Here is a 20,792-nt window from a genome sequence, read left to right on the forward strand (position 1 = left end):
AGCCACACCTATTAAAGATGCAGCCTGTTTATTTCATTACAATACTTGATACAAGCCTTGCTCAGATATTAAAACTTCCATGCGTAACTGACATCAAGGGAGTTCTGTGACATACCGATGTCAGCCTGGTAATTAAACCCAGTAAAACCGCCTGTGCCTGCGTATACATTTGACTGATCCTTACGGAAGGCATGCATATAACCCACAGTGATCTCGTTATTCCGACTTGGACTATAAGTAAAGCCCAGAGTCATCTGTCTCTCTACAACACCAGGGGCAAGAATATTAAACAGGTTTTCTTTATTAGCAATCGGGCTCTTACCGTAGTTAAAGCCGCCACGGAAGGTCCACTGTTTGCTGTAGACATAATCCACACCCAGCTTGTAGACCGTCATATCATCCCAGCCAAAACCAAAGCCATTGGAGTTACCCATGCCTTTAGTAACACAGGCTTCATTACCTCCCGCACCACATGAACTTGGCCCCGTCAACGCACCTGTTAAACCATTAAAAAACTCATCAGCCGTTGGACCAGGATTAGAAATAGCGGCCACACCGGTGTACAGGATACGCTCCACATCAAAGGCCAGTGTCACTTTATCACTTGCCTTATAAGCCAGACCCAGAGCAAAGTTAGCCGGGATATCAAAAGCACCACCCTCGGCAAACAGACCCGAATACTTCTTGAACTTCTGCATATAGATTTTGGAAGCAGCCGTTGCACCCAAGGTCAGTTCATTGGTGACCTTACCCGTCCAACCCACACGAACACCTAAACCAAAGGCCTGATCATCACCGACGTTAGTCAGATTGGCCTGATCAGCAGAAAAGGCACGGAACAGACCCAGACCATAGGCACGGAAACGCTGATAACCCAATAGCAGTGAAGCACCAACACTATTCTTCTTGTTGATACTGTAGGCAACGGTTGGTGCCACAATCAACTGCGCCAGATTCACACCTGCGGTTGAACCAACCGTAGGATCGTTATACAACATAGCAAGATTAGCATCTATCGCAGCAACATTCCCGCCCATAAGCTCATACATACCAGCAAAACCAGATTGCCCACCCACTCCGAAATTATTACTGCTGGTATCACCAATAACGGGAGCCAGAGCAGACGAGTAAGGATTGGTTGAATAACGCGTGTTCATACCACCTGCACCCACAGCACTCAAACCAAAGGTCAACACCTTACCAGCCCTCATTACTGCACCAAAGTTAGGTACCGCAAATAGATTCGCTCCACTCTTAACGGTAGAGCGCATACCCTGACCAGGAACCGCACCCGCAGTTGCGGCATTCACATCCAAGCCTCTGGCATCCAGAGTCGAACTACGAAAGGGTTGAAATAATTCAAGACCCACATCAATACGATTACCGGTAAAGGCAATACCCGCCGGATTAGTTGCACCTGCGATAGCATCCTGTGGCAGAGCAACACCCACACCACCCATGCCACGCGCCTTAGCACCGTAACCAATCGAAAAGTAACCATTAGTTGCCTGTACAACAGGTGCAGTCAGTAATGCACTGACAGCCACGGTAGCCAAGCTCAATTTAAATGAGTATTTCATACTATTTATCTCCTCCAGCAGGATCTATATTTGTTGTTAAAATGCAACACGTTTTGTTGATTATCATCAATACCAGCGTACTTGCTGATTTTTCTGCATTTTTTAATAAATTCGGATTACTATCGCCCCGATATCAAATTACTTTAGAAAATAAATGAACTTTTTGCTGTTTTTTTACCACGCGCACAAAAAAGCCCCGGTAAACCGGGGCTTTTCATCAATCTTAATTATGAGACCTTTGCACGATAGAGGCGCAAAAGAAAAATATGCTAAAATTTTTCTGATTGAGGCAGGAAACGCAGTTAATATCTAGATATTGACAAGTTTTCTAACGAAAAGCAGCGAAATTTAAGCCATTTTTACTTGTGAATCTATCGTGTAAAGGTCTCATTAATATTTAATCAAGATTTTTTGATCAGATAGTGGTATTTACCACCCTCTTCACGAGATTCAATCAGCTCATTGCCGGTCTGCTTGGCAAAGGCCTCAAAATCCTTAATAGAACCCGGATCAGTAGCGATAATATGCAGAACCTTACCTGATTCCAGTGCCGACAAAGACTTCTTGGCACGCAGGATTGGTAGGGGACAGTTTAAACCGGATGCATCCAGTTCGTCATCAAAATTAGCCATTGCTTAAATTCCTCAATCTTAAAATAATTCTGGGTTAAACGGTCATGGAACCTAAAGAGCCACAATCCCGAGACCCACTTTATAAGGCAAATACAGTGAAAAGGCAAGTTTTGTGCAAAAAAATAGCATATAAATCAGGAAAAAAAACCTTCATCGGGTCTCGTAATAGATAAACCTGCACCTGCCCAGGCGATAATACCATGTCGTAAATTCAGCACATGACCGCACCCCTGCTGCGTCAATAAGCGGCAAACATGTGCAGAGCGAATACCCGAACGGCAGTAAATAACGGTAATACCCGTATATTCTATTGCTAACCCCATGTTAGCCGGTGATGCCAATAAAGCGCCGGGAATAATACCCTGTGACATTTCAGCAACCGTACGAACATCCAGTAACTGCACAGGAACCTCAGAGGTCTTCAGTAGATCAGCCAGATCATTGACACTAATATCTTTAACCGCATCCATTGCTCATCTTAAACCCTATCGTATATAAGCATTTAATTATATACTGGCGCACAAAATTATTCAATGGCGCGGGAAACCTTTTTATTCTACAGTGGTCGAGTATGAAAGGTGCGTAATACGCACCCTACCAAAACCAGATCCCCGCATGCGCGAGGATGGCATGCAAAACGTGGAACGCGCAAAACGTGGAAATAACAACAGCACATGAAAACCTTCTTTACCCCCCTACTAATAAGCATCGGATTATTAATTTCAAACCCAGGCGATGCCAATGACGAACGCAATGAACTGAGTACATTGCCTGAACTCGGCGATCCCTCACAACAGGCACTACCACTACAACAAGAAAGAGAAATGGGTCAGGCACTAGTTGCCTACCTGCAGCACAACGGACTATTAGTACAAGACCCCGATCTGCGCAGTTATCTGGACTCACTCACTAACCAACTACTCGGCTGGGTAAAAACCCCCTACCCTTTGTCCTTCTACATTATTGATGATCCCTCAATCAATGCCTTTGCCGCACCCGGTGGCATTATTGCCTTACATACCGGACTTATTCTCGCCAGCCAAACTGAAAGTGAACTTGCCAGCGTGGTGGCACATGAGATGGCGCACATATCCCAACGCCATGCGGCACGCAATTATGCCTTGGCACAAAAACTCAGCCTGCCCACAGCGGCAGCCATGCTGGCAGCCATATTAATCGGCAGCCAAAGCCCGGCAGCAGCGCAGGCAGCCATCATTGGTGTGCAAGCCGGTTCAATACAAAACCAGTTAAATTATTCCCGTAGCCATGAACGCGAAGCCGATTCTATCGGCATGCAAATCTTGCATCAAGCCAACATTGATGCCACCGGCATGTCTGATTTCTTTCTCCGCCTGCAACAACAAAGCCGTTATTCCGGAAATCAAATCCCACCTTTCCTGAGCACCCATCCTGTTACCGATGAACGTATCGCCAATGCCCAGGATCGAAACCGACATCAAAAGGGGCAGGGGCGACGGGATTCATTAGGTTTCCACCTTGCTCGAATTAAATTACTAACCCGCTACACCACAGACCCACAACAAACCCTATTTCAACTCAGCAAGCAAGATAGTAATAACCCGTTGGTTAAAGATGCAGCCCGTTACGGCCAGGCCCTGATCCTACAAAAAACGGGGCGCTATTCACAAGCACGTAACATCTTATCTTCATTGGTCAAAAAACATCCGGACGAGATACAATTCATACTGGCATTAGCGCGTGTAGAAAATGATGCCAGCAACTCCCAACAAGCTCTTGCTTATTATCAGGCCGCATACGACACCTTTTTTAACAACCCTGTGTTGATCCTTGATTATAGTCGCCTGCTATCACAACAAAGACAATTCACCAAAGCATTGTCCTTATTGAAGCCATTAACTCAACAGACATCCGCTTATCAATCTGATGCCTGGTACCTGTTTGCTGATACGTTATATCAATCCGGTAATACCGCCATCGCCAAAGAGTCCATGGCTGAATATTTTTTACTCAGTGGAAACGTTGCAGCTGCAATCGGTCAACTAAAACAGGCACTGGAATCCAGTAATTTACACATCACTGACCGGGAGCGAATTACCGCTCGACTTTCTGAGCTAAAAAGAAATCGCCCTCATAGCAATGAATAAAAACCAAGTCACAGAAAACTCTAATATACTAATGTAGCATGCATATATCAATTCCCCTTTGACGAAACAAAAACTCGGAGTTATAGTCTAGGTCATCAAATCTGGATTGAGACTAATACCACATTAAAATGCTTGTGATATTCAGGGATGATGTTATCGTTTTAACACTACTACGAACTTTAGATTTTTAAGGAGAGTGCAATGCGGAAATCCGCGTTTAAAACCATTACTGCTATATCAATAGCCAGTATACTCACCGGCCTTACAATGATCCCAGTAAGCGTTGCCTCAGCATCAGAAGCGTCAGTCATTGCTGAAGGCAAGAAACTGGCCTTTAATCGAAAAAAAGGAAACTGTCTGGCCTGTCATGCCATTGCTGGTGGAAAATTACCGGGTAATATTGGTCCCGCATTAATTGCAATGAAAGATCGTTACCCTGATAAATCCAGGCTTCGTGCCCAGATCTGGGATTCAACGGCCAACAACCCCAACAGTATGATGCCTCCATTTGGACGGCATAAAATTCTGAGTAATAGCGATATCGACAAGATTACCGCCTACATATACTCGCTATAAACTGAAGAACTAAAGAGATTTCCCAGGAGAATACATGTGACTAGCATGAAACGTAGAACAATTTTGAAAGGTACACTGGCCATGGGTGTTATTGGCACAGGTATCAGCGCAGGATTACTCACCCCACGCAGCGTATTGGCTGCCTGGCCTAAAAGTGCCTTTAGTGCCACCTCAGTTGGTGATGCCTTAAATGCCATGTATGCCACAGACAAACGTGACAGCAGTAGCAAGATCCACCTCAAGGCTCCGGACATTGCTGAAAATGGTGCCGTCGTGCAGATCACCGTCTCTGCTGATATGGATCACCACGTCGATGCCATCAGTATTATTGCTGAAAAGAATGTCAACCCAATGGCGGCATCCTTTCAACTGACTGAGCACTCAAATCCTTTTGTAGCCACCCGTATCAAATTGGGTAAGACCTCAAATGTGATTGCTGTGGTTAAGTCGAATGGCAAGCTATATAGCACTCAGAAAGAGGTCAAGGTAACGATTGGTGGTTGTGGCGGTTAGTCTCGCAACACAAGCTGATCGTTTACATTAATTCTAGAGGAAGTACAACATGGCAAAATCAATCAAGATTCGTGCAAAACTGAGTGGCGATGTCACCAAGGTAAAAGCACTCATCAGTCACCCGATGGAAACCGGGTTTCGCAAAAACAAAAAAACAGGTAAGAAGATCCCCGCTCATTTCATCCAGGAAGTTGTTTGTGATGTGAAGGGCAATACCGTCTTTACCGCACAATGGGGGCCGGCTGTCTCCAAGAATCCTTATCTCGCCTTCGAACTCAAGAATGTAGCCAAGGGCGACATACTGAAACTAAGCTGGGTGGATAATAAAGGCGAAAGCGCATCAGCAGAAGCTGCAATCCGCTAAATCATAAACATACAACTCTCTAGTGGAGCAATGAACATGAAAAAAACCGCATTATTTGCAGCCGCACTAACCTTTCTGAGCATCAACTCAGGGGCGTTACAGGCATCACCCGAGGCTGAAATGAAGGCCTTTCAATCCTATTATCAACAGCGCTTTCCAGATACTACATTCCAGGATTTCAGCAATGGCATCTATGGCATTGATAAGGTAAGACGTGTTGAATGGGAGTCCATCGAGGAGTTTGCCCCTTATGAGATCGGGCTGGATATCGGCAAAGACTTATTCGAAAAGCCTTTCGCTAATGGTAAGACTTATGCCAGCTGTTTTCCAAATGGAGGCATTGGTATTCGTCAAAACTATCCCTACTTTGATGCCAAGTCCGGTACCGTACGCACCCTGGAACAGGATATCAACGCTTGTCGCAGCCACAATGGTGAGAAACCACTGAAGTGGAAGAAAAACAAGATAGCCGCGATCTCTGCCTATATGTCCTATACCTCAAGGGGTAATAAACTGGCTATCAAGGTGCCTAACGACCCTCGGGCATTGGCTATACTGGAACGAGGCAAACAGAATTTCTTTGCCAAACGTGGTCAGCTCAACATGTCCTGTGCCGATTGCCATATGTATAATGCCGGTAACATGGCTCGCGGTAATCTGCTAAGTCCTGCTCTAGGCAACCTGAGTCATTTCCCTGTTTATCGTAAAAAATGGGAATCCAAAGGCAAGGGTGATCTGGGCGGTTTTGGTACCGTACATCGTCGCTTTGGTGGCTGTAACAAACAGGTTCGATTCAAACCTCTTAAGGCTCAGAGTGATGAATACAAAGCTTTAGAGTATTATCTTACTTACATGAGTAATGGTATTGAGGTTAATGGACCGGGTATGCGCCAGTAATCACAAGCATGCCGAGCAATAAAAAACCCGGCTCTATGAGTCGGGTTTTTTTTCAACAGGGCAATAATTAACAAGTAGAAGTTTATGAATATTTCACGTCGAGAATTTATCCAGATGCTTGCTGTTGCAGGCGTATCCACCTTACAACTCGAAGGCTGTAGCACAAACAATGGTAATCGTTTTATGACGAGCGGAAACAATCCCGCCGATCTGTATGAATTACCCGCATTTGGCAATGTCTCGATAATGCATTACACCGATTGCCATGCGCAATTAATGCCGATTCACTTTCGTGAACCCAATATTAATCTGGGCATTGGCAGTATGCGTGGACAACCGCCACATCTAGTGGGAGAAAACCTGCTCAAACACTATGGCATCCGGCCAGGCTCTGCCGAGGCCAATGCCCTGACTTATATTGATTTCACTGAGGCATCGAAGAAATTTGGTAAGGTTGGTGGCTTTGCTCATCTATCCAGCCTGGTGAAAAAAATTCGCGCACAACGTCCAAACAGCCTGTTATTGGATGGTGGTGATACCTGGCAGGGGTCAGCCACAGCATTATGGACCAACGCACAGGATATGGTTGATGCACAACTGTTACTCGGCGTGGATATAATGACATCGCACTGGGAGATGACCTTTGGTGCCGAACGTGTGCAGGAAATCATTAATAATGATTTTAAGGGGAAAATCGATTTTGTAGCACAAAATGTCGTTGATAATAACTGGGGTGACCCCATATTCAAGCCCTATGTTATTCGTAATATTAACGGCATCCCTACCGCCATTATTGGACAAGCATTCCCCTACACCCCGATTGCCAATCCCCGCTATATGATTCCGGACTGGAGTTTTGGTATACAGGATGAAAATATGCAGGCGATGGTTAACAAAGCTCGGGGTGAAGGTGCTCAGGTTGTTGTGGTGCTATCACATAACGGCATGGATGTTGATTTGAAGATGGCCAGCCGTGTAACGGGTATTGATGCCATCATGGGCGGACATACGCATGATGCCATCCCGTCACCCACTATTGTTAATAACCTGGGTGGCAAGACACTGGTCACTAATGCCGGTTCAAATGGCAAGTTCCTCGCTGTGCTCGACTTTGATGTAAAAAATGGTCGTGTACGCGATTTCCGTTATAAACTGCTGCCAGTATTTTCTAACCTGATTGAGGCTGACCCAGAGATGGAGGCGTACATCAACAAGGTTCGCGCACCCTATCTGGATAATCTGCAACGGGAACTTGCCATCACCGACAGTCTGCTCTACCGTCGTGGAAATTTCAATGGTACCTTTGACCAGCTTATCTGTGATGCACTGATCGAGGTTATGGATGCACCGATATCACTCTCACCCGGCTTTCGCTGGGGAGTGAGTGTATTACCCGGTGAACCCATTACCTTCGAACAGGTGATGAGTCAAACCGCTATCACCTATCCAACCGTATCCGTTGACATGGTTACGGGTGGACGCATCAAGGAAGTTCTGGAAGATGTCGCCGACAACCTGTTTAATATAGATCCCTACTACCAACAAGGCGGTGATATGGTGCGCGTTGGCGGTCTACGCTACAGCATTAATCCACATAAAAAGATTGGTCAACGCATCAATGATATGGAACTCAATGGACAAGCACTGATGCCCAACAAGGAATATCCAGTAGCCGGCTGGGCCAGTGTTGGTCGGCCACTAGAGGGTAGACCAGTATGGGATGTTGTTGAAGAATACCTAACCAGTAAGAAAACCATTCGCATTGATCATCTGAACACACCCAAGATTATTGGTGTTAAGGGTAATCCCGGGTATAAGCCATAAATTCAATGGTGCGTGGTATGCACCCTACCTTTCATCGGTAGGGTGCGCATTGCGCACCGCAAATCTCTACGCGCCAACCATCTTGCGATGCACCCAATAATCTACACTCAAATAACGCCCCGCACCAACAAAAAACAACACCAATAACATAATAAAATAGGTGGCGGCAAACTCAATCCCGTTATTCAACATGGCAAGACTACCATGCTCAGTCAGCCACTCATAATTCCCGTATTCCTGCAGGATCTCTCTGGCACTTTGCAACCGCTCCATCGCAGCAACACTCCGATCATTAGCAAATAAACTCCCAGTACCCTCCGCAATGGCAAGCCAGCCATGCTGCCAATGCACTGTTAATGCAGCAACCACCATCGTCGCCATTAATGGTACCGATATATAACGCACACCCAGACCCAGTAAAAGTAATACCGAACCCACAATCTCGGTTGATGTTGCCAGCCATGCCATCAGTTCTGGAAAAGGTAGTCCCAGCCCCCAATCAGGATTAGCAAACCACTCAATCGTACCCTCCATATGAGTAATTTTATTCGTACCCGCCATCCAGAATATCGGAGCCAGATAAAGCCGTAACAACAAGGGTGCAATAAAATCCATACTACGAGTCAGGTTTAACCAACCGTGTATCCTGAGTAACATCATCTTCATTATTTATTCTCCTTAAATATGTAGGGTGCGTACTATTTATAGTTAGTCCTTTTACATGGAAAAACCTGACAGAAATAATTGCATTCTTTGACTCATTTAGATTTATTTGGTGCGCACTGCGCACCCTACCACTTAATAGGTAGGGTGCGTACCACGCACCAATATCCCTGGTAGGGTACCACTCACCAATGCCCTGTTATAGATTGATATATACGAGACATCTAGACTTTGTTAGGCTAAACACATCATTCAATACTTACCTCGCTATAATGGAACAACATAGCCCAACTGATAACAGAAGTCACCCCGCCAACACCTGGCTGGATGAACACGGCGATGTGCTTTATCGCTTTGCCCTATTACGACTGGGTAATCCACATCTGGCCGAAGAGGCAGTACAGGAAACCCTGGTTGCAGCCCTGCAAGGCTGGAGTAAATTTAGTGGTCGAGCCTCGGTACGCACCTGGCTAACCGGCATCCTCAAAAACAAGATTATTGATCACTTTCGTCGCTCCCAACGTGAGGTCCCTTTGCCTGATGACTGGTACGACAATGATCCCTTTAGCGATCACTTTGTCGATGAGGGGCATTGGAGCTTTACCTTAAAGGACTGGGGAAAGCCTGAATCCATGTTAGAACAGGGAGAATTCTGGCGCGTATTACAAGAATGCCTGGATAAAATTCCACCGCGCCTGCGCCATGCTTTTTTAATGCGCGAGGTAATGGAGGAAAAAAGTGAAAAAGTGTGTCAGGATCTTGATATTAGCCCGACCAACCTATGGACTATGCTTTACCGTGCCCGTATGGGACTTCGGAAGTGCTTTGAAAAAACAGGAGTTAAACCATCCTAAGTTGTAAACAAGCGAGCTATTTAATATCCAGACATCAAGATCAACCGTTACGTTGGCGTGATCGTCTGGGTTTACGCATTCATTTATGGATGTGTACTAATTGTCGCCGTTTTGAGCAACAGATTGGATTTTTAACTCACGCCATGCACCATTTATCTCGTCAAACACTGGATAACAAGGATACAGAAGGCGGACTTTCTGAACAAACACGAAAACGTATACAACATAATATAGAATCATATAAACCATAAAGACCTTAACCACGGAGTAATCAAATGAAAAAATTAACAACCCTATCACTCGCACTAACCGCAGTTATCAGCATGACCCCTGCACTTGCCAGTGAAAACCCATTTTCAGCCAATGTCATGGCATCAGGCTACCAGGTCGCATCCGCTGATGACAAATCAGCCGAAGGCAAATGTGGTGAAGCCAAGTGTGGCGGTAACATGAAGATGAAAATGGACAAGAGCAAGATGAAAGAAGGTAAGTGCGGCGGCAGCATGAAAATGGATATGGACAAGAGCAAGATGAAAGAAGGTAAGTGTGGCGGCAGCATGAAAATGGATATGGACAAGAGCAAGATGAAGGAAGGCAAGTGCGGCGGCAGCATGAAAATGGATATGGACAAAAGCAAGATGAAGGAAGGCAAGTGTGGCGGCAGCATGAAGATGGATATGGACAAGAAAAAAGATAAAATGAAAGAAGGCAAGTGTGGCGGCATGTAGGCAAGAGAGATGAATGCTGTCCTGCAAGGTGCGGGTCTGGGTCTACGACGTGAACTTATTAATGACCTGAGCCGCACAATTCCGGATGCTATCCAGTTCTTCGAGCTTGCACCCGAGAACTGGATGGAGGTCGGTGGTCAATGGCGTAAGCAATTACGCCATTTCTCTACCGAACGTCCTGTCGTGGCACATGGCTTGTCGTTGTCACTCGGTAGCCTGGATCCACTGGACGAGGGGTTTGTACAACGCATCGGGCACTTTCTGGATGAATACAATATCCCCCTATACACCGAACACCTGTCATGGTGTAGCGATGAAGGACACCTGTACGACCTGTTACCCATTCCATTTACCTTCGATGCAGTCGAGCATGTAGCCAGCCGCATTCGACGCGTACAAGAGATCCTGCAACGCCGTATCGCGATTGAAAATGCCTCTTACTATGTCGCACCACCAATGGCTGAGATGAGCGAGGCTGAATTCATCTGTGCTGTACTGAAGGCGGCTGATTGCGATTTACATCTTGATGTGAATAACATCTATGTCAACAGCATCAATTTTAACTTTGATCCACACCCGTTTATCCAGCAACTCCCGGCTGAACGAGTCGTCTATATGCACATGGCAGGGCACTATCAAAAGAGCCAAGACCTGATTATTGATACCCACGGAGCCGATGTTATTGAATCGGTGTGGGAACTATTGGCCTATACCTATCAACAGATCGGAATACACCCTACACTGTTGGAACGCGATTTCAACATCCCGCCATTATCCACCCTGTTACCCGAGGTAGAACGTATTGCCCAATTACAAATAGAAGCAGGAAAACATGAACAAGTCGCCTGAGCGAAAAAGCTATCAGGACTACCAACACCAGTTCGCCCAGCATCTACGTAACTCCGCAGTAAATCCCGCTCCTGAAGGTGCAGACCCACAACGTATGCAAGTTTACGAAGATCTAATCTTTAATAACTTCAACAGCTTTCTACTTAACTGCTTCCCCATTACCCATGACATTCTGGGTAACAAAGCATGGCACAAGCTGACTAAACAGGGCTTTGCCGAGAGTCATAGCCCCAGCCCCTTGTTTCGTGATATTCCCGCAACATTTCTTGCATGGCTACAAACAAAAACAACCGAACCCTTGCCGCAATACCCCTGGCTGTATGAGTTTATGCACTATGAATGGATCGAACTCAGCGTAAAAACGGATACGGCTGATCTGGATACCGTAGTCATACCGGATCAATCAGGTGATCGACTTGATAATAAATTAGTGCTCAATCCCACCGCACAACTCGCCTGTTATCATTGGCCGGTACACACCATCAGCCCAGATAATTCGACACCAGTGATATCGGAACAAGCTCATTGTTTTCTGATCTTTCGTAAGAAAGACGACGAGGTACACTTTATCGAAGTCAACCCTCTTACCGCACAACTCATTCAACAACTACAGGAATCATCAGAGCAGCCATTAAGACAGATACTAAAAAAACTAGCCAACACAGTCTATCAAGGTTCTGTTCAAGATCTGGAAACGGCTATCCCGCCATTGCTAACAAGTCTACAACAACAAGAGCTTATCCTGAGCTGAGACCGCAACAACCTTCCCTACCTTTTTTCAAGCCTGGCACCGAAGATCGCTAGTCTGCCACTCACTCAAAGATCCAGAATGGATAAATCCAGATGCCCATCCTTCACCGGAGGACACCAAAAATAGCTACCACTCAAGGGCTGAGTGAAATCAAACAGCGCATCAACCACACCATCATCCTGCCCAATCATACGATTTAATTGTGCCTCAAAGGCATCCAACGTCTTGCCAAAGGCAACAAAATTCAGACCTGCAGACATCGCATCAGACCAAGGCATTGAACGACGCAACAAAAAAGCCTCTGGATCAAAATCTTCTTGCGCCGTACGCTTAACATGTGCTGATACCGGAGCATCATCAATCTCTTCATTATCGCTAATCTGTCGACCAACACTATTATCCTGTTGCTCCACCGTCATCAAATCAAAGACATCAAAATCATGCAGCCATTGTTGCACCGCAACAAAACTCGAACCATCAAGTCCCTCACCTTGCCCCTGCACCAGTGCAGCATTAATCGCATCCTCACCCTGAGGGTTTTCAGTGCCATCCTCGTAGCCTGTCATATCATTTCCTGTTTTATACTGAAATGAATCAATAACATTATCGAGACTAAATGCGGGATAGAGCAGCGCCTCAATTTTTCGTGAACGATGATACAGATCACCCCGATCAGTACCCCGCAACCAGCACCAGAGTGCCGCAGGTGTAGATGGAATATCAATGCCACTGCCGGTAAGTACCGGGAATGAACGTAGACCAGGGATCTCTTTATCCACTGCCTTTATCAGAGAGAGCCCCAGCCCAACAACCGTTTGTTGCAGACCATCCATCTGTGCCAATGCCCGCAGGCTATCTGACAACCCCTCGCTGGAACGAATAGAAAAAACTAAATACCGCGCTTGCTCGGTTAGCGGTGCAAGAATACCTGACTGAGATAAATTCATTACTTCCTCCATATTATTGCTGTCCCGCTAACTCAAGAGACAGGGATTGCGCCTCTCTACCAAAGACCCTTGCCCGCATGGGCGCGGGCGTGGAGCCCACATGGATGTATTCACGGCGTGTCTCTGGTAGAGAGGCGTGATCCATGGCTCAAACTTACCAAGGGAATCTCTGATCAATTGTATATAATTGATCAGAGATTCCCAAGCCTATTTTTTCTGCTAAAAAACAAGCTCGGCATTGTGATTAAGTTCCGATCATTATAAGCTCTTTTTCCATGACTAAACCACTACTCCTGCTCATCGCACAGCCCAATAGCTACCGCATTGCCCCCTACATCCGGGCAGCGCAGACAATGGGACTAGAGATTCTAATAGCCTCACGCGGGGAACACTCTATGGTGTCTGAAGTGAATGCCGGTCTACATATCGAACTGGATGATCTCGAAACATCACTTGCTGCCATCCTCAGCTATGCCGATAAGCACCCCTTTGTTGGTGTACTGGGTAGCGATGATAGTACTGTGGAACTGGCAGCATACGTGGCTAAAGAACTCCAGTTACCGCATAACCCACCCGAGGCAGCAAAATTAACCCGACGCAAGGATCTGGCGCGAGCCCACCTTGCCCTGGCGGGTTGCCCGGTGCCCCTTCATTGCCTGATTAATATTAACCAGCCCCTGCCAACACAGATAACAGGGCTACCCTACCCCTGTGTACTTAAACCGATTAATCTCTCTGCCAGTAAAGGCGTTATCCGTGTCAATAATACGGATGAATTTATTAGTGCCTGTCAACGCATCCAGCCTATCATTGCCGATGCCAGCGATGAGTTTGAACATACGCATATCCTGGTTGAAGATTATATTGATGGCATTGAGGTTGCCTTTGAAGGTTATCTACAGGGCGGAACGCTACATCAACTCGCCTTGTTTGATAAACCAGACCCATTAACCGGGCCTTATTTTGCAGAGACCATCTATGTCACCCCTTCACAACTGGGACATGCCGATCAACAAAAGATTATCCAGCGGGTTAGTCAGGCCTGTCAGAGTTATGGTTTGAAAACAGGCCCGATACATGCTGAATTAAGACTGGATCAGCATGAGGCCTGGATACTAGAGGTCGCCTGTCGCACGATTGGGGGCGATTGTGCGCGTAGCCTGGATCAGGAGGGAGAATTTAATCTTGAACAACTGGTCGTCGCCCTGGCCATCGGCAAACCCGTCAGCAGGCGAACAGAACAGGGGGCTCGCGGGGTAATGATGATACCGGTTAAGGAATCAGGCATATTGCGACGCGTTGAAGGCATACCTGCCGCAAGAAAGGTTAAGCACATTAAAAAAGTAGATATTATTATGCGCGATGGCAATGAGCTGGTCGCTCTGCCCGAGGGTAATCAGTACCCCGGCTACATCTTTGCCAGCGCAAAAACCAGTCAGGAGGTTATTGATGCCTTACATCAAGCCTTTGATAAACTGACCTTCGTAGTAGCGCCTATTTTTTCCCACCACCGCCCGCATTAAACCCAGCCGGCATCTGACCATGATCGCCTTCACCAAACATAAAGCCCAACATATGCTTTTCAATCACAGCAATGCTTTCTACATCTGCCGTATTCAAACCATTTTCATTAATAATAATGGTTAGGCGTTCCAGCCACTTCTTCCAGCCTTCTTTGGAGACATTCTCATAGATCCGCATACCCAGATCACCCGGATGAGGCGGTCGATCCAGACCTTCCGCTTCTTCCTTTAATACTACACACTGCACCATTCTAGTCATAACTAAACTCTTTATTCATATTTCTTTAATAAGATGCCATCATCACCACAGCAACTTGCTGCACATTTTTTCACCTGATGGATGTCCTCTGCACTACCATTGAGATAAGACTCAATAGAAACATTCTCCTTAGCGCAGTCACAACCCTTATCATTATACACATAAACATTCTTCAAACCCGCCTTTTCAGCCACCCGTTGTGCCTCAAATAAAGAGGCCTCCGGGGTAGCAGGCAAATGATCCAGCTGATAAGCCGGGAAGAATCGAGTGATATGCCAAGGGCTATCAGCCCCCAGATTATCCCTTACCCAACAAGCAATCTGCTCATATTCCTCAACACAATCATTCTTACTCGGGATAATATTAGTCCGCGTCTCCACATGAATACCCAGATCATGTGCCTTCTTGATAGAATGCAACACCTGCTCCACGCGTGCCGGACGACAGATGTGTTTATAAAAGGTATCACTCATACTCTTGATATCAGAACACAGCACATCAATATGAGGGGCCATCAACTCCAGAGCTTCATCCGTCACATAACTATTAGAGACATACAGCGTATAAAGTCCTGCATCATGTGCCAACTGACTCACATCCAGCACATATTCCAGCCACACCGCAGGTTCGGAATAGGTGAAGGCAATACCCTGCACACCTGCCCGCAAAGCCGTCTCAACCAGGGATTGAGCGGATACCCATGCCTCGGTAGAGTTACCCTTTGCCAGACTATCCAATGCCTCCACACCCCAGGAGATATCCAGGTTATGACAACCCGTACAGCGAAAACTACAGCCATAACTCCCCACCGACATCACCCGCGTACCGGGGCGATAATGCCTGACCGGTTTGTCCTCAATCGCATCAATATCAATCGAAGACAAAATGCCATAAGACAGGTTATAGAGTGTTCCATTACGATTGACATGTGCCTGACAAAAACCACGTTGACCGTGTGCAATTTTACAACGCCACAGACAAAGATTACAGCGTGTCGTACCGTTATCCAGCTTTTCCTGTAACCGGGTCTCGACGAGTTGGTATTGTTGAGGGATGGTCAATGGTTATCTTCCACAATAAAATACGGGGATTGAGTATAACCTGATTTAACTTCGATTTTCCACACGCCTGCATGGGCTATTATTGATACTGAAAAACCTGCACCTTCAGCCCCTTGCCCAGCATGGCCTCCTTAAAGACATCAGGGTTATTGATGGTTTCAATATAATGGCAATCAGCACATTCCTGTTGTATCACATCATGCAAAAAAGCCTCATCCAGATCCGGTGAATTCAGACATAACATCAGCAAGCCCTGTGGCTGCATAAATTGCGGGATACGACGAATGATCTTTTTATAATCCCGTCGAATATCCACACTACCCTTCTGGAAGCTGGGCGGATCACACACCATTAGATCATAAGGCCCATGCTTTTTTATACGGCTAAAGGAGCGAAAGATATCCACCCCCTCAAATCTGACCCGCGTAGTATCCTGCTGATTCAGACGATGGTTTTCCCGCCCCTTACTCAATACTGATTTATTATTATCCACATTCAATACCCGACGCGCACCCCCCGCTAAGGCTGCAACCGAGAAGGCACAGGTATAGGCAAACAGATTCAATACATTTTTGTCGAGCGCATGAGACCGCACCCACTCGCGACCATTACGCATATCCAGAAATAAGCCCGTATTTTGTGAAGTACCTAGCTGAATATTAAACTGCAAGCCATTCTCTCTGACTATCGTGTGGGCGATATCTTCACCCAATAACAGCTTCATCGGTGCCTGATACTGATGACGATACTGCACCTGCACAGAATGACAAGCCGGAATATTTTCACGCAGGGTCTCCGCTAATTGTTTAAGCCAATCCTCATCGGTCTCACGATACAGGGTAATCAGGATAATCGGCGACAACCAATCAATATTAATATGTTCGTAACCTTCATAGGCATGGCCACGACCATGAAACAAGCGTTGGCATTCATCCAGCCCATTCATCTGCATGGCATTAAAATCAATCAACTCAATTAGTTTATTCAAGACAGGAATTCCTTCATCTATACCCTTTAAGATATGATAAACCATTAATTGAAAGCAACAACAATGAAAATGAAAAGCCCCGACATCTCTACCAGGGCTTTTCATTATGAGTTATAACTGAATCTGGTGTTTAAGCACTTGAAAAAAAGCGGCGTATCGGGTTAATTTGATGTTACCAAGCATTAAACCAACCAAATAAGGATACGCCACTATGAGTAAAGATAACGTTGTAGAACTGAATAGTCCAGAAGCCATTCTGGATCCATTAACGGATATGTTGAGAGCAGGGGCACAGCAATTGATCCAGCAGGCCGTAGAAGCCGAACGACAGGGTTTACTGGCAGAGCATGTCCATCGCCGTACCGCAGACGGTCATGCCGGTGTGGTGCGTAATGGGCACCTGCCCATGCGTGCCCTGCAAACCGGGATCGGGCCTGTAACGATCAAGATTCCCAGGGGCTCTGCCAGTACCGTATCGCGCTTGAAGAAGATCTGGGCTGAGGGATATCAACAATGGAACAAAGAACGCCTGGATAAGGATCACTGAACCTGAAATCCCGTGGCATGAATGTACCAAAGCTGGCTATTGGCGATGGTGCGATGGGCTTCTGGGCTGCACTGGAAGAGGTCTATGGAGAGACGCGTCAACAACGCTGCTGGATGCACAAAACGGTGAATATATTAAACTGCTTGCCGAAGGCATCGCAGGCGAAGGCAAAACAGGCGATTCACAACATCTGGCAAGCGGAGACGAAGGCTGATGCAGAAAAAGCCTTTGACCTTTTTGTCAGGACGTATGAAGCGAAATACCCCAAGGCCACCCGGTGCTTGCAGCAAGATCATGAAGAACTCATGGCCTTCTATGACTTTCCTGCGACCCATTGGCAGAGCCTTCGTACCAGCAACCCGATTGAATCTGCCTTTGCAACTATTCGGCATCGAACCAAGCGCTCAAAGGGATGCCTGAGTCGTGATGGCATGCTGCACATGATGTTTAAGCTGGGGATGTGTGCCGAGAAAAGATGGCGCCGATTACGCGGATTCAATTACCTGGCCAAGGTGATTGCTGGAGTACAATTTAAAGATGGAACTGAAGTAGCAGAGGACAACCAGGATGCCGCTTGATTCATTATGCTAAACACCAGATTTGACTATAGCTCGCTCAAGACACTCAGCAGTACTACTCAGTTAATCAAATAATTCTCTATTTGAAGAGAACCATGAAACACACCTAACACGACAATATCCTGATTCTTTTTTAATACATATGCAATACGATAATGACCGTACAGAAGAATCCTTATATCTTCTTCTGATTCATGTTCATATTTGTAACCGATCTCTGGATGATCTAACAAGACTTGAGCTTTATCATAAATCCCTGTTACTACATTTGTAGCTGCCGTTTCATTATCTTTGGCAATAAAATCATATATATCTTTTAGCCAATGCTCAGCTTCACCAGTCCAGATCAGTGATGCCATGATTGAATTCTGGATTTCATTTCATCATTTGATATCACCTTGCCTTCAGCAATATCCGCCAGCCCTTTATCAACCATACGTTTAAAGGCGAGCTCTCTCAGTATCTCATCATAAGAGCTATCATCAGGCTGACTTTCAAGTATTTGTTTTATCTGGTCTTTTGCGGTAGACATAATCACTCCTTAATTAACTGAAATTAAGTATAACGTCTACAATAAAAAAAGACCTGCACTTTCATGCAAGCCTTTAATTTTCAAATCAATTTGGTGGGCCGTGAGCGACTTGAACACTCGACCATCGGATTAAAAGTCCAGTGCTCTACCTATAATAATAATCGTATAAACAAGGAGTTACAATGGAAAATGGGATGACAATTTTATAACGTGACACAAAACGTGACGGAACGTGACGAGGAGGTTTAACTTAATAAGGGTACTGCCCCCTTATAGTTTTTTGTAACGGTCAGATTATGCATTTGTTAGGCTCTATCTCTCATTTTGCACAAATGTTCAGTTATGTGATCTACGGCATTGATGCCGCCACCAGTGTTAGTGCCTAGCTTAGCTGGATCCACCTCAGGTGTTGGCCACAAAGTACCTATTACAAATTGCTTCAAATCAATATCATTTAGTTGCTCCCAAAATTGATCTTGTGAGTTGACCTCAAGTAAACCTTTTGCCCAATATCCAGAGCTGCTTGCTATAAGATCCACAACCTGTATACGCTCATCATTTTTTGAATCACAAAAAACAACACCATTCGCTCTTAGTGGAAAAGTATATGATCTCCTATCATAGCCAATTTTTTCATATGTTTTATCTTTGGACATTAGCGCTTCAAGAGTATCTTTTTCTTGAAAGAGCGGCTTTGAAGTATCATGCAAAACATCAAATTCATGCTCAAATTTATCGCCCCAGTTTGCACAGTGCTCATAAAATGCCGGGATTGCTGGATCTATGGAATTTGAATCAACTGCAACTAAAATTTCACTTATTAATTTTTCAGTTTCCAATATAGGACTAAGCGCCACTTGATACTCTTTGTTTATTGTAGCCCCATAAAGTTGCCAAGCGTGATAATAGAATTGATCAACTGATGACGTGGTTTTATTTCTAATCATCTTGATAAAACTATCAAGCATTTCGCTTGTTCGTTCTTTGCCACAAAATAAACTCATACAATAATAATGCATATTTGATAAGGCAATATTAGCCCCATCTTTGTATAAATCTATACCATCTCTATGAGCAAGTGTTTCAATTAAAATATCAACAACTTTTGTTGTTACCATAAATTTCTTATGAACAATTGTTGTCTTTATTTGTTTATTATATTGGGTTGATTGCTTTAAAAACTCAATAATGCGCCTTTTTCCTGAATTGCTTTTCTTGATGGCACTAAATTTTGCTTCTTTAGCTTGTGGAGTTTTCACAAGATTAAGAAGCTCTCTTGCTTCATCTAAGGATAAATTAGATGATGCGAGAGCAAATATTGGCTGATCTTTATAAAGCAGATCAGCACCTGTATTACCTGACTCATCAAATGCAATTGTTTCCATTATTTTCCATAGCCTAACGTCGCAAATCACCGGCGGTTAAAAGCGGTGTGACTGTAGCGTAGTGAAAACCGCACCGCTTTTAACTGTCCAAGTGAATTCACCTTGTTAGATTTCGTTTTCAATCCCCATGTATTCAGTAAGAACGCTTACTCGCTCTTTAATATTTGAAGCATCATTAGTTCCCTGCTGAGTTAACCTGTCATACTCAAGTAGTGCAAAAGATGACTCTTCATAAGACTCAATAGCTAGCATTCTATTATCCTTGAGAGCCTGGTTAAAATCTAAAAGTTTTCTTCTTGTAATTAGGCCAGTTTGGTTTGAAGAAATAGCGCGACGAAACATGAGATAATAGACAACCATGGTTCCTTGTGCTCTTAGTAATGCATCATTATTGGAAAATACTTCCATCATGCTATCTAAAATATCACTCACACTACCCTGCAATTCGTTTACTTTGTCTTGCTTTCCTTCAATATATCGTTTTGCCAATGAATCTAAATACACTTTTTTGGTATCTATAAGCCTTTCTTCATTTGTAAGGCTATTTTCAACCAACAGAAAGCGTGCAGATACTTCACGATGTTGATACCTTTTATTTGCGAATGTAACGCCTTC

Annotated in this window: 22 protein-coding genes and 2 pseudogenes (1 of these 24 running past the window's edge); 12 read left to right on the top strand and 12 right to left on the bottom strand. The window is 45.1% G+C overall.

Annotated elements, in window-relative coordinates:
- Nucleotides 1-68: 68 nt before the first annotated feature.
- The 3 genes from GXP22_08780 to GXP22_08790 form a co-directional block, all read right to left on the bottom strand.
- Nucleotides 69-1,580, bottom strand: coding sequence for a long-chain fatty acid transporter (locus tag GXP22_08780; GenBank protein ID NOX09564.1), 1,512 nt, complete (start codon nucleotides 1,578-1,580; stop codon nucleotides 69-71).
- A gap of 401 nt (nucleotides 1,581-1,981) precedes the next feature.
- A complete protein-coding gene (locus GXP22_08785) occupies nucleotides 1,982-2,212 on the bottom strand; it encodes a sulfurtransferase TusA family protein (GenBank protein NOX09565.1) in 231 nt (76 codons plus the stop codon).
- Nucleotides 2,213-2,346: 134 nt separating this feature from the next.
- Nucleotides 2,347-2,682 (bottom strand): rhodanese-like domain-containing protein, encoded by a 336-nt coding sequence (locus tag GXP22_08790; GenBank protein ID NOX09566.1) that lies wholly within the window; start codon nucleotides 2,680-2,682, stop codon nucleotides 2,347-2,349.
- Nucleotides 2,683-2,886: 204 nt separating this feature from the next.
- Here GXP22_08790 and GXP22_08795 point away from each other — a divergent pair, with 204 nt between their 5' ends.
- The 6 genes from GXP22_08795 to soxB all read left to right on the top strand — a co-directional run bounded on the left by GXP22_08795 (nucleotide 2,887) and on the right by soxB (nucleotide 8,512).
- Nucleotides 2,887-4,338 (top strand): M48 family metallopeptidase, encoded by a 1,452-nt coding sequence (locus GXP22_08795; protein NOX09567.1) that lies wholly within the window; start codon nucleotides 2,887-2,889, stop codon nucleotides 4,336-4,338.
- A gap of 201 nt (nucleotides 4,339-4,539) precedes the next feature.
- Nucleotides 4,540-4,914 (top strand): sulfur oxidation c-type cytochrome SoxX, encoded by a 375-nt coding sequence (gene soxX / locus GXP22_08800; protein NOX09568.1) that lies wholly within the window; start codon nucleotides 4,540-4,542, stop codon nucleotides 4,912-4,914.
- Nucleotides 4,915-4,959: 45 nt separating this feature from the next.
- Nucleotides 4,960-5,427: a thiosulfate oxidation carrier protein SoxY gene (gene soxY / locus GXP22_08805; GenBank protein NOX09569.1), complete on the top strand. Its 468-nt coding sequence runs from the start codon at nucleotides 4,960-4,962 to the stop codon at nucleotides 5,425-5,427.
- Nucleotides 5,428-5,476: 49 nt separating this feature from the next.
- The gene (gene soxZ, locus GXP22_08810) at nucleotides 5,477-5,791 is read left to right on the top strand and encodes a thiosulfate oxidation carrier complex protein SoxZ (GenBank protein ID NOX09570.1); all 315 of its coding nucleotides are present in this window, start codon (nucleotides 5,477-5,479) and stop codon (nucleotides 5,789-5,791) included.
- A 30-nt stretch (nucleotides 5,792-5,821) separates the two neighbouring features.
- Nucleotides 5,822-6,688 carry a sulfur oxidation c-type cytochrome SoxA gene (soxA, locus tag GXP22_08815; protein ID NOX09571.1) on the top strand — a complete coding sequence of 289 codons (867 nt, stop codon included), beginning with the start codon at nucleotides 5,822-5,824 and terminating at the stop codon, nucleotides 6,686-6,688.
- A gap of 84 nt (nucleotides 6,689-6,772) precedes the next feature.
- The gene (soxB, locus tag GXP22_08820) at nucleotides 6,773-8,512 is read left to right on the top strand and encodes a thiosulfohydrolase SoxB (GenBank protein ID NOX09572.1); all 1,740 of its coding nucleotides are present in this window, start codon (nucleotides 6,773-6,775) and stop codon (nucleotides 8,510-8,512) included.
- Between the two features lie 66 nt (nucleotides 8,513-8,578).
- Here soxB and GXP22_08825 read toward each other — a convergent pair whose 3' ends face one another.
- Nucleotides 8,579-9,178 (bottom strand): DoxX family protein, encoded by a 600-nt coding sequence (locus GXP22_08825; GenBank protein NOX09573.1) that lies wholly within the window; start codon nucleotides 9,176-9,178, stop codon nucleotides 8,579-8,581.
- Nucleotides 9,179-9,447: 269 nt separating this feature from the next.
- On the opposite strand from GXP22_08825, the gene GXP22_08830 reads away from it, so the two are divergent.
- The 4 genes from GXP22_08830 (at nucleotide 9,448) to GXP22_08845 (ending at nucleotide 12,357) form a co-directional block, all read left to right on the top strand.
- On the top strand, nucleotides 9,448-10,029 hold the full coding sequence (locus tag GXP22_08830; protein ID NOX09574.1) for a sigma-70 family RNA polymerase sigma factor: 582 nt from the start codon (nucleotides 9,448-9,450) through the stop codon (nucleotides 10,027-10,029).
- Nucleotides 10,030-10,304: 275 nt separating this feature from the next.
- Nucleotides 10,305-10,757 carry a hypothetical protein gene (locus GXP22_08835; protein NOX09575.1) on the top strand — a complete coding sequence of 151 codons (453 nt, stop codon included), beginning with the start codon at nucleotides 10,305-10,307 and terminating at the stop codon, nucleotides 10,755-10,757.
- Between the two features lie 9 nt (nucleotides 10,758-10,766).
- On the top strand, nucleotides 10,767-11,606 hold the full coding sequence (locus GXP22_08840) for a DUF692 domain-containing protein (GenBank protein ID NOX09576.1): 840 nt from the start codon (nucleotides 10,767-10,769) through the stop codon (nucleotides 11,604-11,606).
- Nucleotides 11,590-12,357, top strand: coding sequence for a hypothetical protein (locus GXP22_08845; protein NOX09577.1), 768 nt, complete (start codon nucleotides 11,590-11,592; stop codon nucleotides 12,355-12,357). Before GXP22_08840 ends, GXP22_08845 begins: the two co-directional genes overlap by 17 nt.
- Nucleotides 12,358-12,422: 65 nt before the next feature.
- Here the strand turns inward: GXP22_08845 and GXP22_08850 are convergent, their stop codons facing one another.
- Nucleotides 12,423-13,304 (bottom strand): Dyp-type peroxidase, encoded by an 882-nt coding sequence (locus GXP22_08850; GenBank protein ID NOX09578.1) that lies wholly within the window; start codon nucleotides 13,302-13,304, stop codon nucleotides 12,423-12,425.
- Nucleotides 13,305-13,579: 275 nt separating this feature from the next.
- Here GXP22_08850 and GXP22_08855 point away from each other — a divergent pair, with 275 nt between their 5' ends.
- A complete protein-coding gene (locus GXP22_08855) occupies nucleotides 13,580-14,827 on the top strand; it encodes an ATP-grasp domain-containing protein (protein ID NOX09579.1) in 1,248 nt (415 codons plus the stop codon).
- Here GXP22_08855 and GXP22_08860 read toward each other — a convergent pair.
- From GXP22_08860 to GXP22_08870, 3 genes are all read right to left on the bottom strand, one after another.
- The gene (locus GXP22_08860) at nucleotides 14,799-15,086 is read right to left on the bottom strand and encodes an oxidative damage protection protein (protein NOX09580.1); all 288 of its coding nucleotides are present in this window, start codon (nucleotides 15,084-15,086) and stop codon (nucleotides 14,799-14,801) included. The two genes, GXP22_08855 and GXP22_08860, sit on opposite strands and share 29 nt — an antisense overlap.
- A gap of 11 nt (nucleotides 15,087-15,097) precedes the next feature.
- Nucleotides 15,098-16,147 (bottom strand): AmmeMemoRadiSam system radical SAM enzyme, encoded by a 1,050-nt coding sequence (gene amrS, locus GXP22_08865; GenBank protein ID NOX09581.1) that lies wholly within the window; start codon nucleotides 16,145-16,147, stop codon nucleotides 15,098-15,100.
- Nucleotides 16,148-16,226: 79 nt separating this feature from the next.
- Nucleotides 16,227-17,180, bottom strand: a complete 954-nt coding sequence (locus GXP22_08870; protein ID NOX09582.1) for a methyltransferase domain-containing protein — start codon at nucleotides 17,178-17,180, stop codon at nucleotides 16,227-16,229.
- A 166-nt stretch (nucleotides 17,181-17,346) separates the two neighbouring features.
- Here GXP22_08870 and GXP22_08875 point away from each other — a divergent pair.
- Nucleotides 17,347-18,260, top strand: a pseudogene (locus GXP22_08875) (hypothetical protein).
- A gap of 59 nt (nucleotides 18,261-18,319) precedes the next feature.
- Here GXP22_08875 and GXP22_08880 read toward each other — a convergent pair.
- The 4 genes and pseudogenes from GXP22_08880 to GXP22_08895 all read right to left on the bottom strand — a co-directional run.
- Nucleotides 18,320-18,619, bottom strand: a complete 300-nt coding sequence (locus GXP22_08880) for a type II toxin-antitoxin system RelE/ParE family toxin (GenBank protein ID NOX09583.1) — start codon at nucleotides 18,617-18,619, stop codon at nucleotides 18,320-18,322.
- Nucleotides 18,607-18,792 carry a hypothetical protein gene (locus GXP22_08885; GenBank protein ID NOX09584.1) on the bottom strand — a complete coding sequence of 62 codons (186 nt, stop codon included), beginning with the start codon at nucleotides 18,790-18,792 and terminating at the stop codon, nucleotides 18,607-18,609. Before GXP22_08885 ends, GXP22_08880 begins: the two co-directional genes overlap by 13 nt.
- 305 nt (nucleotides 18,793-19,097) lie before the next feature.
- Nucleotides 19,098-20,177, bottom strand: coding sequence for a DUF3800 domain-containing protein (locus GXP22_08890; protein ID NOX09585.1), 1,080 nt, complete (start codon nucleotides 20,175-20,177; stop codon nucleotides 19,098-19,100).
- Between the two features lie 105 nt (nucleotides 20,178-20,282).
- Nucleotides 20,283-20,792 (bottom strand): annotated as a pseudogene (locus GXP22_08895) (DUF262 domain-containing protein) (it continues 565 nt past the right edge of the window).

Source organism: Gammaproteobacteria bacterium (genome assembly GCA_013151035.1).
In the GTDB taxonomy this organism is placed as follows: domain Bacteria; phylum Pseudomonadota; class Gammaproteobacteria; order JAADJB01; family JAADJB01; genus JAADJB01.